Origin of the sequence: Hymenobacter glacialis, assembly GCF_001816165.1 — a bacterium.
GTDB lineage: Bacteria > Bacteroidota > Bacteroidia > Cytophagales > Hymenobacteraceae > Hymenobacter > Hymenobacter glacialis.
On the sequence record NZ_MDZC01000101.1, the window covers coordinates 79,498 to 96,818 of the forward strand.

The window sequence follows — 17,321 nt, forward strand, 5'->3', positions numbered from 1 at the left end:
CGTTTCGTGCCACGGCACGCGGGCAGCACCCATTATCCGGCTAGCGGCAGCTCAATGAAGAAGCGGGTGCCCTCCCCTACCTGCGTTTCGAACCACACGCGGCCCCCGGCGCTCTCAATTCCGCGCTTGGCCACGGCCAGGCCAATGCCCGAGCCGGTTTCTTTGGTCGTGAAATTGGGCACGAATATTTTCTCCCGGACATCCTCAGAAATGCCCGCGCCGTTGTCGCAGATGGTCACCATCACCCGCCCCGGCTCCGCCTGCGTCAGCCATACTTCAATGCGGGGCTCGCGGCCTTCCGGCACCGCCTGCCGGGCATTTATCAGCAGGTTGTTGAAGGTGCGCACCAGCAGGCTTTCGTCTGCAAACACCACGTAGCGTCCGGTTTCGGCATCCGGCGGCATATGCAACTCCAGCTCCCCATCGTTAGCATCGGGCTGATGCAGGGCGGCGCAGCGGCGCAGGATGGCCGCCACGTCCAGGCGCTCAGGCCGCATGGCGGGCAGGTTAGTAAAGGTGCTGAAGGACGTGGCAATGTCGCTCAGCACGTCAATCTGGGTAATCAGGGTTTGGGAAATTCGGCCAATGAGCTCCTCGGCATTGGGGCGGCGCTCGGTTATGGCTTTTTGCAGGAACTGCAGGCTCAGCTTCATGGGCGTGAGCGGGTTCTTGATTTCGTGGGCTACCTGCCGGGCCATTTCGCGCCAGGCGGCTTCCTTTTCCTGGGCCGCCAGCTCGCGCTTGCTGGCCTCCAGCTTGGTCACCATGGTGTTGTACTCGCGCACCAGTAGGCCAATCTCGTCGTCGGAGCTGCGGTATTCCAGCAGTTCGTTTTCATCCGTGAGTGTGGTTTGCGTCAGCTTCTCGGTGATGAGCTTGAGGGGGGCGGTGAGCTGACGGGCCGCTACAAACGCCAACCCCAAAAACAGCAGGAACATCAGCGTGAATATGTTCAAAATAGTGGTGAAAAGCTCAGTCAGCTTGGTGTTCAGCTCCTTCTCCGAATCAAAAAATGGAATGCCCACATACCCCAGGATAGGGCCTGTGGGCATGGCCTCGTCGTCGTCGGGGCCGCGCGTGTTGGGGCTGGCTGGCACCGGCGCCGCCGCACTGCGTGGGGCAAAGCTGCCGGGGCTGGTCGTGCCGTTCGGGCCAATAGAATGTCCCGCCAAATCGGTGGCCACAGCTTCCCCTACCCCCGCCCGCACCGGCAGGTACAGCGCATTAAAAGACAGTGAGCCCGCTTTTTCCGTGAGCAAGGCCCGCTGGCGGTTGCGCTCCCGCAGTGCCACCACGGCTTGGGGATTTAGCAGCGGCCCCAGCAAACCTGCCTCAAAAATGAGAGGCTGGCTGCTGGCCAGCAGCTCGCCGTGCACGTCGTAGAGGTTTAGGTCGGTCTCGGTGAGGGCGGCCACGTTCTTGGCCAACGCCGCCAGCGTGGGCCGCGCCGTGGTATCGGACAGCAGGTGGCGCTGGCGGCGCAGGCTTTCCAGGGCCAGCTGACCGCGCCGCTCATAGGTGCGGGTGAGGTCGCGCTGGTACGAGGAAATGAGCTGGCTGGCCGTGGCCACGCTCACTACTAGCAGCGGCACCACAATGCCCACGTTGAGCAGCACCTGAATGCGCGTGCTGAAATTAAGGCGCAGGCGCAGCATGGTTGGGCGGCCGCGCACCACCAGCACCAGGCCCGCCACCAGCAGCCAGAAAAACGAGGACAGCAAAAACTGAAACGAGAAATTGGCCAGCCAGTCGCCGGGCGAGTACGTGGCCGTGGTCACCACCACAATCCGCCCCATGGACCCGTGCACCGCGTAGTGGTGGAAGCCGCGGCTGCTCATTCCCCCCTCATACATGCGGGAGTCGGTCAGCCAGTTCTTAGGCAAACGGTTGGCGTAGTCAAAATCTCCTTCCGTGTACACCAGACTGCCCTGGTTGTAGCCCGCGTAGCTCAGTTCCGTGGCCAGGCTGGGCTGAAAGAACTTCTGGTCGACCAGCAACTCGGGCAGCACGCTGTAGCTGGTAAGCTTTTTGAGGGCAAGCTCGACCCGCACTGCTCCCAGGGCCGGACCAAATCCGTTCACCCGCTGCCCGGGCACCGTGATTTGGGCCACGTAGCGGCGGGAGCTGAAGGGGTTGTCGGAAGTAAGCAGGTATACACCCTGCTGGTTGGTTGGCGTGGCCGTGCGCGCGAGGTCGGCGCGCGCTTCCATCAAGCTGGGCGTGCCGGGCAGCGCGCCCAGGGGCTGGCCGGCCTCGTCATACAGGGTGATGTTGCTCTCGTATTTATCGAAATAATCGCTCAGGTATTGGCGGGCAATGCGCTGCCGCACCGCCTCCGGCTGTCCAAACGCCGCCGATAACGATTGCCGCACAAACGGGTCGCGGGCAATTTTCTGCATCTGCTCGCCCAGCAGAAACTCACCTTGGAAGTCATTATCAACCAGCAGATTGCTGGCCAGGCGCTGCTTATCCACCAGCAGCTGTTTCTCGAAATGCTCGTACAGCGCCAGGGCTCCCGTGGCCGAGGCCAGGGCCAGGAGCAGCACTATCAGCGTGGGGGCCTGGTAGCTATACGTGGTGGGCGCGGCGCTCATGCCCACGGCCCGCACCATGGCCGCAAACACCAGCAATATCCCCACCGCCAGCACCCACGGCAGGCCCCATATCAAGCCCACAGCCAGCACCGGCACGGCTCCCACTAGAGGGCCCAGCAGCAGCACGCGGCCCGGCACATGCTGCAGCAGCGCACCAGCCAGCTGTGTCAGGCCAAAAAAGCCCACCAGCCAGGCAGCAGTGTGCAGCAGCACCGCCAGCGCCAGCAACAGCCAGAACCCCGTTATCTGCAGATTACGCGTGATGTCTAGACTCAGCTGCGAGCTGCCGAACGCGGTGGTATAATACCCAAAAAGCAGAAAGAGCCACCCGCAGAATGCCAACCCCAGCAAGACGGCTGCCAGCGCCTGCTGCATGGGCACGCGGGGCACCCGCACGCGCTCCAACACCCGCAAGTGGCGCCACAGCGCCACCGCGCCGGCCGCCACCAGCAGCGCCAGCAGCGCATCAAGGAGCAAGTCGCCCAACGACGGCGCCCACCACGAAGCTGCGTACTGACGCGGGTCGAAAATCGGTAGTTCAATGAAAGAATACGGGAGACCCAGAAACAGCAGCGCCCCGCGTAGCAGCACAAGGGGCAGCACCAGCGCCGCAATGGCGGCCACCCGTTGCCCGGCCCGCCACCAGCCAAACGCAAGCAGCCACCACCCGGCCCCGTACAGCACACTGCCCAAGGCCAGCAGCGCCATGGGCAGGTATTGCCGCGTCAGCGGATTGGGTCTCAGTCGTTTGATGGAGAACAGATATTTGCCTTCCGCCGTTTCAAAACGGGTTCCGACGGGCCCGGCATCAGCCAACACTTCCAGTTCCAGGCCCCTGAAAAGTGCCTGTTCGCTACCCTCGCGCAGGTAGCGGTTGCTGATGGTATAATGCCGCGCCAAAGGCACGTAGGTGAGAATAAGGTACTGCCCCGCCACCCGCGGCAGCAGCAGGAAATGGCCCGTCGGCGTTTCAACCAGCCGCTCAACGGTGCTGGCAGGTTGGGTTTCGGGGCGCAGAGTGGCGTCGGACCAATAAAGCAGCTGGCCGTTTTCCAGTACGCAGGTAGGGAAAGTGGTTTGCGCCAGCAGCTTGTTGAAGCCATAGTTGCCCCGAGCCAAGCCAGCTGCTACCGAATCGGCATCGGTCCGGGCTGTGGCTTCAGCCTCGCGCACCAGCTGCTGCAGGCCAAGGGTATCCGTGCGTTCCACTGCGCCAGGGGCCAGGGCATAGCGGCTCGCCAGGTAGCCACTCACGAAACACAACGCCGCGGCCAGCAGTAGCAACCAGGGCAAACGAGGCCACGCAAAAGGTCGAACCACAGATTTGCTTGAGTTGTGAAAGAAAAGTAGAAACGGAGCTGCTAACGGAAGCAACTCACCAAGGCCGTTAACTCCGCCCAGCGAACCCCGAAGAAACGGCAGAATTAACGGTTGGGCCTAAACCGGAGTTAGCGAAACAACATGGTCGGCCCCAACATGCTCCGCAAAATCCACGCCTAACAAAAAATGCTGCCCTTTGGCAGCACCTTCCACTCTCCTCTTACTTGGTTGTTGCGACTTGGAGTAACGTGGGTCAAAATGCGTGCCTCCAAAAACGTAGAGCATCACGGACCGGGCCTATCAGAACATAAGCGGGGTGAAAACCACTACCGCCAAAGTCACAGCGGTTGCACAACCCCCAGCTCCTGGTCGCTGCCCAGAAAGTAGAGCTATCTGCCCAAGGCAGCCACAATCACCGTCGCGAAGGTGCAGCTGATATAAATGCTCCCGCACAAAACCCCACCTCGGACTTCAAAACCAAGCCGCAGACAGCGCAGCGTTCCGGCGCCCCATCAAATTGCCGCAGGCTCAGAGCCTACTGCCAAAAAGCTAACCTCAGCGGCAACGCGGACAGCACGACACAAATACCGGCAATGCGATGACCGCGACCTACTTTTTAGCGCCCTTGGGGTGCGTACGGCGATACCAGAAATAACCCACCGCGCCCATCAGGATGTACGGCACGGTCATCATGTACACGATGCCCTTGTTCAACCCAGCCACTTCGTAGTCGTCACGCTCCTGGCGCGCCGACTCCACCTGCGACTTACACATCACGCACTGAGCGCTAGCTCCCAACGGCGCCAAGCTCAACAGAACGCCCAACAACAAGGCAAAAGTGGCGGCAAAAAAGGTCTTTTTCATAGTATACAAAACACTGTAGCTGAGGCAAAGTTTCCGGGAAAATCCCTCTTGTTAGCTTCGCCAGCAAATTCACTTAGGTATAGTACGGCGAAATCATGAGGTATACGATGACGCCCGTAACCGAAACGTATAGCCACACCGGGAAAGTCCAGCGGGCAATGGCCTTGTGTTTGGTGTACTGGCCGGTAAGGGCAAAATACAGCGTAAAGAGCACAAGGCCCACCGTTACCACGGCCAAAACAATGTGCGTGAGCAGCAGAAAGAAATACACGTAGCGCACCGTACCCTCGCCCCCAAACGAGGTGCTGGCCACCTGCGAATGGTAGGCCACGTACGAAAGCAGAAACAAGCCCCCCAGCGCAAAAGCAGTGCCCATCATGGCGCGGTGGCGCAGCACCTGCTTCTTACGAATAAAATAATAGCCCGCCACCAGGCACACCGCCGTGAGGGAGTTGAGCACGGCATTTACCGCCGGCAAGAACTTCACCTCAGCTCCCGGGATGCGGAACAGGTCAGGGAACGAAAACAATACCGCCACCAGCAGTGGAACCACCACGCCCAGCGTACCTAGTATTATTTTGTAGCGCGTGTAGTCGCCGGGAGCCAGCACCGGAGGGTGCAGTTTGTCAGTTGGGGTGTTCATAGTCGTAAAGCTGCACGGTAACTTCCGTGAGTAAGCGGTCAATTTCGCGCCCGTCGGTGCCATCGTAAATGCCCCGCACCCGGCGTTTGTTGTCAACCAACAACAGGCGGCCGGCCGGGATGTTGGCCGTGAACACAGCCCCCGGCAAGCGCGTTGGGTCGGCGGTAAGACGGAATTCGTGTAGCGCCAGTCGTTTCACCGAATCTGGAGGCCCTGTGAGGAAAAACCACTTGCCCGCAATGGTGCCGTATTGCTCCGCCAAACGGGTGAGAGAAGCTGCTTTCGCCGAATCCGCATTCAACACGAACGTGGCAAGGCGAACCCGCGGCTCCTTCCTAAACTTCTCCTGCACCCGTAGCATGGCCCGCGCCACGCGCACACTGGCCTCGTCCTCGCCATAAAACTGAGCAATGTAAAGGCCACTGCCCAGCTCCGTGCTACTCACTTCGCGCCCGGTAGATGAAGGAAAGCGGAACGGTGCAACCTGGTGGAAAACAGTATCGCGCCGCCACTTACCGCCAACCTGCGTGGAATCCACACGGTCGGGCAGGTAAGTGGGCAGCGCGTAACGGTTGGTTCCGAAGCGGAACAGAAACAGAAATGCCAGTACCGGCAATAACAGCAGCAGCCCCAGCAACAGGGTTTGGCGGGGCCGCATTTGTTATTTAAACATGTTTTGCAGTACCTCTCCTACGTAGGAGCCTTCGGTAATCAAAGCCACCAACAGCCACACGAGCAGCGACATTGGCACCAGAATGGTCCAGATGAGCCCTTTGGTCTCGTGCTTGAGGTGCATAAATTCAGCCACAATGAAGAATGCCTTCATAATGGTAAGAATAATAAAGATGCTGTTGCGCAGCGTGCTGGGCTCCATCAGGAACACAAACACAAATTCTACAGCCGTAATGCCGACCAGAACGAAGAAGGTCTTCCAAATCCAAGCGGTATTCGGCTTGGCAATTTCCCCTTGCTGGAGATTTTCGTCAGTTGCGTGAGCAGCCATAATCAGATAGTAAAGAGGCGGTGAAAGCGGTGGGTTAGCGAAGCGGGTACGGCAGCAAAAAGCACACCGTCCGCTTCGCCCTTAGATCACCAGTTAAATTAAACGAGGTAGAAGAAGGTGAATACAAACACCCACACTAGGTCTACAAAGTGCCAGTAAAGGCCGATTTTCTCAATCATCTCGTAGTGGCCACGCTTGTGGAACGTGCCGTTGGAGGTGGCAATGAAGCACCACACCAACAGGCAGACGCCCGAGAGCACGTGGGTACCGTGGAAGCCCGTAATAAAGAAGAACAGGTCGGCAAATAGCACCGGGCCGTATTCGTTAGCCGCCAGATTGGCCCCGAAGAAGGTAGTGCCATCGGCCATCAACATGCCCTTTTCGGAACCATGGATGAAGTGGCTCCACTCCCAGGCCTGGCTCAACAGGAACGTAGTGCCAAACAGGATGGTCCATAGCAACCACTTCTGCACATCATTCTTGTCCATGCGGTGGCCTGCTTCAACAGCCAACACCATGGTCACGGAGCTCAAGATAAGAATCATGGTCATCAAAGCCACAAAACCCAGGGGCACGTCCATGCCGTGCAGGCCCGGGAAGGCGTTGAATACCCGGTCCGGAACAGGCCACCAGCGCGTGCTGAATACAAATTCCTCGGCTTTGCCCACGAATACTTCGTGCTTGTGACGGATGAGACCGTAGGTCGTCAGGAAGGCGGCGAAGGTAAATGCGTCAGAAAGCAGGAAGAACCACATCATCAGCTTGCCGTAGCTCGCCTTAAAGGGTTCGTTGCCGCCATCCCAGGTGCCGGTGCGTGGAGCGTCTTGGGTAGCGGAAGCAGCGGGGGGCTGCAAAGTGGTCGGTTGGGACATAGCGGACAGCGTAACGTCAGTTTTAATGGTTCAAAAGTAAGAACAAATACAGGTACAGCCAAAGCCCGCCCAGAAAGTGCCAGTATAAGGTGGCATTTCCAATGGAAAGCAAGGCGCGCGAATGCACCTGATAGTTAAGGGCTCGCTTCAGCACAACGGTCACAAAAACAAGTCCCGTAACCAAGTGAAAAGCGTGCACACCCATCAGCACGTATAAGAACGAACCGGACGGATTGGCGTCAGCACCCCCAAAGAAAGTGTTTCCGTCTACCAAATCGCCGAAGCTAACGTACTGACCTACTAGGAAAGCGAGGCCCAAAGCCAGCGTAATCCCAATACCGGTTTTCATGCGCCCGATTTCGTCTTTGCGCGCGGCCGCGTAAGACCACTGCATGCTGGCGCTGCTTAAAGCAATAAGAATGGTATTCACCAACAGCGATACTGGCAGGTCAAACTCGCGCCAGTTGCCTTCGTCGCGCCGCACGATGTAGCCGCTGGTGAAAGCCGCAAACATCATTACAATGCTGAAAATAAGCAAAACGAGCAACACACGCTTGGGATGCCAGCCGAGACCTACTTCGTTTTCAGGTAATAATTCAGAAGGGTTCATAGAGATGAAAACGCCCGCTTGCGCTGACGCAGATTATTGATAAAAATAGGCAAACCCATTCGTCTGAGTGGGTTTATTTATAACAACAAACGGCTACATTTTGTCCAGTACTAACGCAATTTGTACAATGGGCAAATACAGGAACGAGGCAAACATGATACGCAAAGCCGACTTGCGCGACTGTGTACGCATCAGGTGAAAAGTGAGCAGCAGAAACAGTACGCCACACACCACGGCCACCAGCGCCGACACCCGTCCCGAGATATTGAACACCAGCGGCATTAAACTAAGCGGGATTAGCAGCAGGGTATACGTCATTATCTGGAAGGCCGTGCGCAGGTCCCGGTTGCCGGGAGAAGGCAGCATTTTGAAGCCAGCACGCTTGTAATCCTCGTCGGCTACCCAGGCAATGGCCCAGAAGTGCGGAAACTGCCACATAAACTGAATGCCAAAAAGGACCCACGCCTCCACACCAATGTAGCCGGTGGCAGCTACCCAGCCTATGAGGGGCGGCAACCCACCCGGAATGGCCCCCACTGCCACGCAAATAGGCGAAATGGTCTTAAGCGGGGTGTAAATGAAGCCGTATAGAATGAGCGAAAGCAACGACAGTGCCGCCGTAAGCGGGTTGAACAGGTAGGCCAGCAGCCCAAGGCCCGAAACGCCCAATAGCACACAAAATATCCAGCCTTCCGTAGGCGTAATGATGCCCAGTGGTAAGGGCCGTTGGGCCGTTCGCGTCATCAGTTTGTCCAGTTCGCGTTCGTGAATCTGGTTGATGATGTTAGCCGAGCCAGTAACCAACAAGCCGCCCAGCATGACGAGCAGCGCGCGGCTCCAGCTGAAATCATGCGCCCCCAACATGTAGCCAATTGCGCTCGAAAACGCAACGGTGAGCGAAAGCCGGAATTTGAGCAGCTGAAAATAGGCGCGGGCCTTAACCATTAATCCTTCTGATAGTTTGCACGTTGGCCCCAAAAGCCATAGCCTGAGCCCCGCGGGGCCACAAAGTTACGCAACAACCCGCCGGGCGGCATCTGCGGGCTCAATAGTTTGTGAGGTTTTTCGAGCGCGGGCAACTGCCAACAATGCCAAAAACTGCACGCCAAACAACACCGTGGCCAGCGTGAGGTGGATAGGCTGCACCGCAGCAGGCAGGGAAAAATAGGCAAGCACAAAGCCCGCCAGAATTTCCAGGCCCACTACGCTCAACGTAGCTGCTGCAAGCTGGCTAAGCCGCTTACTGCCCAGCTGCCACAGTTCGTAGCACACATAAATATTCAATAAGAGCACCACTGCTGATACCGTGCGGTGAATGTTGAAGGTATTGCCCAGTTGGGCTACCCAGTTTTCCCGCGCGATGTCTTGAGCCGCTATCATATCAATCTGCTCTCTAACCTCCGTACCGAGAATTATCTGCCAGAACGTAAGCAGCAGCGCCGCCCATAATGCCCATTGCAAGGCGGCACCAGGCACTTTCACGCCAAATAAGGACGCCTCCCGTCCCCCATTCGGTGCCGTGGCCATGCTGAGCTTATCGAGGCGCCATTGAGCCCGGTCCACAGCATACAACAGCATAGCAACAATGACGAGTGCCAAAGCCATGTGAATAGTAACCATCACGGGCAGCAAATTGGTTGAAACCACCAGTGACCCAAGGTAGCCCTGAACGCCAGTAAGCAAAAAAGACCCAAATGCGAGCCAAAAGACAGGTCGGTCGCGTCGCCAGTAAGGCAGCGCAAAAACCACAGTTAAAAACACAAACACCCCAATTAGTGCACCCAACAGTCGATTGATGTACTCAATCCACGTTTTCACAGCGTTGAAATCCGTCTCGATGTATTGAGTAGGATGCGCAAAAATATCCCCCGCTACCTGTGCAAAGCCCATGCGCTCCAGCGTGCGCGCCAGCTTTTGATTTTTTGCGACCCGTTGGGCTGTGTAAATCTCCTTATAATCAGCCGGCAACTCACTGGCTTCGGTGGGCGGAATCCACTGGCCGAAGCATTTGGGCCAGTCTGGACAGCCCATGCCACTACCCGTGCTACGCACAATACCGCCCACAAGTATGAGCAAGTAAACGGCAACAACAGTCAGGACCCCTACCAATCGAAAACGGCGCACTGCAGGACTTATCTGTAAGCTATTCATCTTATTATAAACAACCAGTCGGTGTCAAAAGTCTCGCTGAATTTCAAAAAGACGAAGACTTATTAAAGAAAAAGGGCCGCCGGTGAGGCGGCCCTTTTTGGGACTTTGTACTATTTACAGCTTACTCAACAGCATCCTGCTCGTAGGGCAGGTTTGAAGACTGCGTTTTAGAGTAAGGCACGTTCTGCGGAATGAAGTCCACATCGGAGCCGGGCTTGCTGTAGTCGTAAGGCCAACGGTACACAGCGGGAATCTCGCCGGGCCAGTTGCCGTGACCGGGGTTAATAGGGGTCGTCCATTCCAGCGTGGTCGAGTTCCAAGGATTCTGGGTAGCACGACGGCCGCGGAAGATGCTGTAGAAGAAGTTGAAGATGAACACAAACTGCGCAAAGAATGCCAGAATTGCCGCAATCGAAATAAACCGGTTCATATCAGCAAACTGCGAGAAAGCATCAAAGCCAGTCCAGGCGTAGTAACGACGGGGGAAACCGGCAATGCCTACGTAGTGCATGGGCATAAACACCAGGTACACACCGGCGAAGGTCAACCAGAAGTGGATGTAGCCCAACTTCTCGTCCATCATACGGCCAAACATCTTGGGGAACCAGTGGTACACGCCAGCGAACAAACCGAAGAATGCCGAGCTACCCATTACCAGGTGGAAGTGAGCTACCACGAAGTACGTGTTGTGCATTTGGATGTCCAGGGTAGCGTTGCCGAGGATAATACCCGTCAGACCACCTGAAATGAACAACGATACAAAACCAATGGAGAACAGCATAGCCGCTGTGAAGCGAATGTTGCCACGCCAGAGGGTAGCCAGCCAGTTGAACACCTTAACACCTGAAGGCACCGCAATAATCAGTGTCAGGAACATGAAGACCGAACCAAGGAAGGGGTTCATGCCCGTCACGAACATATGGTGAGCCCACACAACGAACGAAAGGAGCGAAATACCAATCAGCGAACCAATCATAGCACGGTAACCGAAGATTGGCTTACGAGCATTGGTAGCCAATACTTCCGACACCATGCCCATGGCAGGCATAATTACAATGTATACCTCGGGGTGGCCCAGGAACCAGAACAAGTGCTGGAACAACACGGGCGAACCACCCTGGTTGCTGAGCGCCTGGCCAGCAATGTAGATGTCCGAGAGAAAGAAAGAAGTACCGAACGAGCGGTCGAAAATGAGCAACAATGCCGCCGAGAACAATACTGGGAAAGACAGGATACCCAGAATAGCCGTGAGGAAGAACGCCCAGATGGTGAGGGGAAGCTTGCTCATGCTCATGCCACGGGTACGCATGTTGATAACCGTAGTCACATAGTTTACGCCACCTAGCAGCTGCGAAACAATGAACAAGGCCATGCTCACCAGCCACAGCGTCATACCGGCACCCGAACCGGGAATGGCCTGGGGCAAAGCGCTCAATGGGGGATAAATTGTCCAGCCAGCAGCAGCAGGACCGGTCTCGATGAACAGCGACGCAAACATGACGATGCTCGACAGGAAGAAGAACCAGTACGAAAGCATGTTCATGAAGCCAGATGCCATGTCACGGGCACCTACCTGCAGGGGAATCAGGAAGTTCGAAAAAGTACCGCTCAAACCAGCAGTCAGCACGAAAAATACCATAATGGTACCGTGCATTGTCACCAAGGCAAGATAGAACTCAGGGTTCAGCTTACCAGCAACAATCCACTTGCCAAGGAAAGGCGCGAGCCACTCCATGGAACTCTCAGGCCAGCCCAACTGCAAACGGAACAAGCTCGACAGTGTGCCACCGAGGATGGCCCAAATCATGCCCGTAATCAGAAATTGCTTGGCAATTACTTTATGGTCTTGGCTGAATACGTATTTCCACAGCCAGTGCTGGTCATGGTGCTCATGGTCGTCGTGATGCAGATGGTCACCGTGCTCAGTGGCGGGGACGCCTGCGGTACCAATGCCACCTTGCGTTTGCACGCCGGGCGACAGATTGGGCTTAGCTGCCATGTCTGACATAAAAGGATACCGTTTAGTAAGGATTAATAAGAAGCTGCCAAAGGAGCAGGCGCTGTCTCTTTGGCTTCAGCGGCAGGTGCTGTTGCTTCAGAAACCAGCGTCTTGGACTTCAGTTTCAAAGCAGCCAACACTTCCGGGTTTTTCTGCGAAAAAGATTGCTGAGCAGCGTACCAGTTCTGGTAATCGTCTGGCTCGTCAACTACCAGATTCGCCTTCATTGCGAAGTGGCTGCCACCGCAAATCTGATTGCAAGCCAGTTCGTAGTTGAAATTGGGGTTGCCCAGTTTCGCACGCATCTCGTCGGTGGTCATCGTCGGCGTGAACCAGAAGCGGGTAGGCATGCCTGGCACAGCGTACATCTGCACCCGGAAGTGAGGCATGTACACGGCGTGCAGAACGTCGCGCGACCGAATCTTTATAAGAACGGGAACACCCTTAGGCACATGGATTTCATTGGTCGTGAAGTCGTCAAGGCCAGCTTTGTCGCTGAGGTCAAAACCGAATTCATTTACGGCATCAATCATGCGGTAGTTGACTACCCCAAGCTTCATGTCGCGGCCAGGATAACGAACAAGCCAGTTAAACTGCTTGCCCATCAATTCCACAACAACCGAATCCTTAGGTGCAGGACCCGTGATGCGCGTCCAGGCTTTCCAACCAGCAAAAATCAGGGCAGCCATAACAATGGCTGGAATCACCGTCCAGATAACTTCAATCTTGTTGTTGTGCGAGAAGAAGTAAGCACGACGGCCTTCTTTGTATTGATACCGGTAAGAATACCAGAACAGCAGGGCCTGGGTAATAGCGAATGCCACACCAATCACCGCCATGGTAATCCAGAACATGCGTTCCATTTCATGGCCATGCACGGAAGCAATAGGCGGATTCATCTTGCTAAAGTTTTCAACAAAAGAATACGCGAACCAAGCGCCACCGAACACTAGGAATACCAGCATCAAAATAGCGTTTACGCTATTGCTCATGCCAATGTCTCGGGTAAACGTGCCTGAGAAAATAGATGTGAAAATCTGCAAGCGAAACAGCAGGCCAAACACGACCAGCAGCAACAGCAGCACAAGCAAAATAGTAAGAGCCGTCATTGAGTTTTTAGTAGTATGTACTAAGTATTAAAGTACCGGCAAAGCGTCATTTATAAAAGATGAGCACTTCGCCGGCAATTCACAATACAGTTTAAGTAGTGTGGTGGACACTCTCGTCCAAAAAGGGGTGATTGACCGGAACGAGCGAGGCAGAAGCCAAGCGACGTGAGAAGACAATCAGGAAAGCACCGAGGAAAATTGCGGCTACTCCTATCTCTATCAAGAACCCGCTTTCCCCCTTCAAAGTGCCCGGCATGAACATCAAATAAAAGTCTGACCAATGGCCAACCAGGATGGCAATGCAGACGATTTTCATGATAATCATCTGACGCTTTGCATCCCGGGTCATCAGGCCCAAGAATGGGAATACAAAGTTGATAACCAGGTTGAAAAAGAAGATGCCCGTGTAACGACCTTCGAAGCCTCCAAGGCGCTGGTTGTAGTAAACAGCTTCTTCAGGAAGGTTGGCATACCAAATCAGCATGAATTGCGAAAACCACACGTAGGTCCAGAAGATGCTGAAACCGAACATGAGCTTGCCCAGGTCGTGCATGTGGTTTGAAGTTAAAGCCTTCAAGTACCCTGCTTGTTTCAGGAAAATAGCAGTAAGTGCAATGGCAGCAATGCCCGATACCCACCAAGAAGCGAATACGTACCAGCCGAACATGGTGCTAAACCAATGCGTGTCAACCGACATAACCCAATCCCAGGCTGCCATCGAAGACGTAACAGCGTAAAGAACAAGGAACAAGGCCGAGGCATTGATGCTCTTGTGAAACCATACAGTGCCCCCCAAACGGTCTTCAGCCAGCGACAGCTGCCGTAACTTCCAGCTGAAGTATGCCCAGATTGCAAGATAAATGACCGTGCGAATTAGGTAGAAAGGGATGTTTAGGAAACCGCTCTTACCCGCAATGATGGCGTCGTAGTTAGGATTGCCCTTCTCCATGATGCCTTCGTGCGTCCAATGGAAGATGTCATGACGGCCAATTAAGAACACCACAAAAAGGATGACGGCACCAGGAATCACCCAAGCACTCAGCGCCTCGGCAATACGCTTTACCATCACCGACCAACCGGCATAAGCCACGTAATTGATGGCCAGGAACACTGTTCCGATGGTTGAAACGCCTAAGAAGAAAATATTACTGTGCCACAGGCTAACCAATAGGCGTTTCAACCACACGGGGTTGCCTTCGTGGTGAGCCGAAGCAGCACCGGCGTGCCCGGCGGCTTCTCCTGCGGCTGCGTGCTCCTCAGCACCCCAGCCCATTATGGCCGCCAGCAAACCGATGATGAGAACCACCACGCCAGCAACGATGATGGTGATAAATGTCTTACGGGCGCCATCCGTAACAACGAGCTGTTCAGCCGTGGCGCTATCTTGGTGCGTCAGAGTTGCCATAGTTATTTGTTGCCGGGGAAATAAGTGACGCCGGAACCGTTTGGAGCGATAGTTCCGCCTTGGCCGGGAGTTGCAGAACCTTTGCCTGCCTGAGCCTGAAGAACTGGGGCCTGGGTGGCACGGTCCGTCATTTCAGTAGAATCATTTGCAGTTGTCGTAGGACCTTTTGCAATGAGCTTGCTCAAGCCATCTGGGCCTTCGCCACGCTGCAATACGCGGACATACATGGCAATCTTCCAACGCTCCTCAGGGTTCACAATGGAACCATGGGGCATCATGCGGTTACGGCCCCACTGAATGACGTGGTAAATGTGGCCGTCGTTCATGGTCTTGTAAGCACCCGCCGTGTAGTTGGGCACGCCCTTGAACTTAGCGCCTACCGGGCCGTCACCGGCACCAGTTTCACCGTGGCAATGCGAGCAAATGCGCGTGTAAAGCACCTTGCCTTCTTCCAAATTTGCTTTGGTGTAAGGGTAAGGGTTGCGCAGCATACGCTCAGCAATCCCAACACTGTCTTTGGGAATGTGATTGTAGTAATCGAGCTTGCCAACCGGAACGGTAGCAATTGGAGGCGTCCGCTCGTTGATGCCAAAGGCATTGACTTTGTTAAAATTGGTCTGCCTGAGGGGGTCGTAAGCAAGAGGCTCGTACATTTCTGGCGCGTATTGCACGCCAGGGTCGTCCTGCCGGGGCGTACAAGCCGGAGCAAGGCCCAAGGACAATAGCAGCGCCGAAACGCGCAGGGTAAGGTTCAGCGGGTGCTTCATTACTTGGTGGTCATTTCTTTTTGGTTGACTTCTGAAGCGCCGTTGTCGCGCAGCAGTTGAGTCAGCCGAGGAAATTGCGAACTGGTTTCATCCAATTCGATGGCCATTACGAATTTGTCGTCGGTGGAGCGCACATCCATTACCGGCACCTTGGGACGAGGGTACAGCCCTGTGATGGTAAAAAAGGTGATAGCCATGCCGTGACAGGTAAAGAAAACCGTCAATTCGAAAGCCACTGGAATAAAGGCAGGCAGTGCAATATGCGGCTTACCACCAATAATCATGGGCCAGTCGAAGCCCAGCATGTAAATCTGCATCCAGAGGGCAAAGGCCAAGCCCGTCATGCCGAAAAAGAAGGCGGCAATGGGAAGGCGCGAGCGTTCGATGCCAAGGGCATCGTCGATTCCGTGAACAGGATAGGGCGAAAACACGTCGTGGACTTTCACGCCGGCGGCGCGAACATTCTCTACGGCGTGCAGCAGCACGTCTTCGTCTTCGAAGATGCCGAGGGCATAGCGCTTAGTCATGCTTGTTGTAGTTTACGGGTGCCGAAGCAGGTGCCCCGTGAATGGCAGGTTGTGGAGCGGGAGTCGCGTGAGCAGCTTTCTGCGGATTGTAAGTCGGGCCGTTGTCCACGGTGTACTTCAGGATGGTTTTCACCTCGGCCATGTTGATAACCGGGAAGAACTTAGCGAAGAGCAGGAACAGGGTGAAGAACAACCCCAGAGTACCCAGGTACAAGCCGATGTCGATGATAGAGGGCGAGAACATGGCCCAGCTCGACGGCAGGTAGTCGCGGTGCAGCGAGGTCACGATGATTACAAAACGCTCGAACCACATGCCGATGTTTACAATAATCGACAGTACGAAAGTCAGGGGAATGCTGTAGCGTACACGGCGTAACCATACCAGCTGGGGGGTAATCACGTTACAGGTCATCATGGCTGCATAAGCCCACCAGTATGGACCGGTCGCCCGGTTGATGAAGGCGTACTGCTCAAATTCAACCTGTGAATACCAGGCAATGAAAAACTCTGTAATGTAAGCCACACCCACAATAGAGCCAGTCACCATCATGATTTTGTTCATGAGAGCAATGTGCTCCAGGGTGATGTAATCTTCGAGGCGGAAAACAACCCTAGTAATCAGCATCAGCGTGAGTACCATGGCGAAGCCCGAGAAGATAGCACCCGCCACAAAGTAGGGAGGGAAGATGGTGGTGTGCCAGCCCGGCACAACCGAGGTAGCAAAGTCCATTGATACAATGGTGTGTACCGAAAGCACCAGTGGGGTGGAAACGCCGGCCAGAATCAGCGACACGGTCTCATAGCGCGACCAAGCTTTAGCCGAACCGGTCCAGCCAAAGCTCAGCATCGAGTAGCTGAACTTGGCAATCGTGCCCTTAGCACGGTCCCGGATGGTGGCGAAGTCAGGAATCAGACCGATGTACCAGAATACCAGCGATACCGTGAAGTAAGTAGAGATAGCAAACACGTCCCAGAGCAGGGGCGAGTTGAAGTTTGCCCACAGCGAACCAAACGTGTTCTGGAAGGGGAATACCCAGTAAGCGAGCCAGGGACGGCCCATGTGCAGTACCGGGAACATAGCAGCGCAGATTACGGCGAAAATCGTCATAGCTTCTGCTGCCCGGTTAATGGAAGACCGCCACTTCTGGCGGAACAACAGCAGCACAGCCGAAATCAGCGTGCCTGCGTGACCGATACCAACCCACCACACGAAGTTGGTAATGTCCCAGGCCCAGTTAACGGTTTTGTTGAGGCCCCATTCTCCGATACCGAACCACACCGTGCGATAAACGGAATAGAAGAATATACCGAGAAAAAACAGCGCCACACTCAGGGCAGCCATCCAACGGATGTTGGGCTTGGCCTCTACCTGATAGCAGATGTCTTGCGTTACGTCGTGTAGCGTCTTACCCCCGGTTACGAGCGGCTCGCGTACGGCTGATACGTGCTGCATAATC

The 17,321-nt window shown here is 55.4% G+C and carries 15 protein-coding genes; all 15 read right to left on the minus strand.

Going from position 1 to position 17,321, the window contains the following annotated elements:
- Window positions 1-32 precede the first annotated feature (32 nt).
- The 15 genes from BEN48_RS15140 to nrfD all read right to left on the minus strand — a co-directional run bounded on the left by BEN48_RS15140 (window position 33) and on the right by nrfD (window position 17,317).
- Entirely contained in the window at window positions 33-3,887 is a 3,855-nt protein-coding gene (locus tag BEN48_RS15140; RefSeq protein ID WP_241502291.1) for a sensor histidine kinase, read from the minus strand.
- Window positions 3,888-4,523: 636 nt separating this feature from the next.
- Complete coding sequence (locus BEN48_RS15145; RefSeq protein WP_070735763.1) at window positions 4,524-4,778, minus strand: hypothetical protein; 255 nt, start codon at window positions 4,776-4,778, stop codon at window positions 4,524-4,526.
- A gap of 73 nt (window positions 4,779-4,851) precedes the next feature.
- Window positions 4,852-5,421, minus strand: a complete 570-nt coding sequence (locus BEN48_RS15150; RefSeq protein WP_083321105.1) for a DUF420 domain-containing protein — start codon at window positions 5,419-5,421, stop codon at window positions 4,852-4,854.
- Window positions 5,405-6,079: a thioredoxin domain-containing protein gene (locus BEN48_RS15155; protein ID WP_070735765.1), complete on the minus strand. Its 675-nt coding sequence runs from the start codon at window positions 6,077-6,079 to the stop codon at window positions 5,405-5,407. The genes BEN48_RS15150 and BEN48_RS15155 overlap by 17 nt, the downstream gene beginning before the upstream one ends.
- A 3-nt stretch (window positions 6,080-6,082) precedes the next feature.
- On the minus strand, window positions 6,083-6,424 hold the full coding sequence (locus BEN48_RS15160; RefSeq protein ID WP_070735767.1) for a cytochrome C oxidase subunit IV family protein: 342 nt from the start codon (window positions 6,422-6,424) through the stop codon (window positions 6,083-6,085).
- A gap of 98 nt (window positions 6,425-6,522) precedes the next feature.
- Window positions 6,523-7,296, minus strand: coding sequence for a cytochrome c oxidase subunit 3 (locus BEN48_RS15165; protein WP_070735769.1), 774 nt, complete (start codon window positions 7,294-7,296; stop codon window positions 6,523-6,525).
- A 22-nt stretch (window positions 7,297-7,318) separates the two neighbouring features.
- Window positions 7,319-7,906, minus strand: a complete 588-nt coding sequence (locus BEN48_RS15170) for a cytochrome c oxidase subunit 3 (RefSeq protein WP_070735771.1) — start codon at window positions 7,904-7,906, stop codon at window positions 7,319-7,321.
- Window positions 7,907-7,999: 93 nt separating this feature from the next.
- A complete protein-coding gene (cyoE, locus tag BEN48_RS15175; protein WP_070735773.1) occupies window positions 8,000-8,851 on the minus strand; it encodes a heme o synthase in 852 nt (283 codons plus the stop codon).
- A gap of 66 nt (window positions 8,852-8,917) precedes the next feature.
- On the minus strand, window positions 8,918-10,057 hold the full coding sequence (locus BEN48_RS15180) for a COX15/CtaA family protein (protein WP_070735775.1): 1,140 nt from the start codon (window positions 10,055-10,057) through the stop codon (window positions 8,918-8,920).
- Between the two features lie 121 nt (window positions 10,058-10,178).
- A complete protein-coding gene (locus BEN48_RS15185) occupies window positions 10,179-12,056 on the minus strand; it encodes a cytochrome c oxidase subunit I (RefSeq protein ID WP_083321106.1) in 1,878 nt (625 codons plus the stop codon).
- 32 nt (window positions 12,057-12,088) lie between these two features.
- The gene (locus tag BEN48_RS15190; protein ID WP_070735776.1) at window positions 12,089-13,165 is read right to left on the minus strand and encodes a cytochrome c oxidase subunit II; all 1,077 of its coding nucleotides are present in this window, start codon (window positions 13,163-13,165) and stop codon (window positions 12,089-12,091) included.
- A gap of 91 nt (window positions 13,166-13,256) precedes the next feature.
- The gene (locus BEN48_RS15195) at window positions 13,257-14,570 is read right to left on the minus strand and encodes a quinol:cytochrome C oxidoreductase (RefSeq protein ID WP_070735778.1); all 1,314 of its coding nucleotides are present in this window, start codon (window positions 14,568-14,570) and stop codon (window positions 13,257-13,259) included.
- 2 nt (window positions 14,571-14,572) lie between these two features.
- Window positions 14,573-15,337, minus strand: coding sequence for a c-type cytochrome (locus BEN48_RS15200; protein WP_070735780.1), 765 nt, complete (start codon window positions 15,335-15,337; stop codon window positions 14,573-14,575).
- The gene (locus BEN48_RS15205; RefSeq protein WP_070728676.1) at window positions 15,337-15,864 is read right to left on the minus strand and encodes a DUF3341 domain-containing protein; all 528 of its coding nucleotides are present in this window, start codon (window positions 15,862-15,864) and stop codon (window positions 15,337-15,339) included. The genes BEN48_RS15200 and BEN48_RS15205 overlap by 1 nt, the downstream gene beginning before the upstream one ends.
- A complete protein-coding gene (gene nrfD, locus BEN48_RS15210) occupies window positions 15,857-17,317 on the minus strand; it encodes an NrfD/PsrC family molybdoenzyme membrane anchor subunit (protein WP_239691585.1) in 1,461 nt (486 codons plus the stop codon). The genes BEN48_RS15205 and nrfD overlap by 8 nt, the downstream gene beginning before the upstream one ends.
- Window positions 17,318-17,321 lie beyond the last annotated feature (4 nt).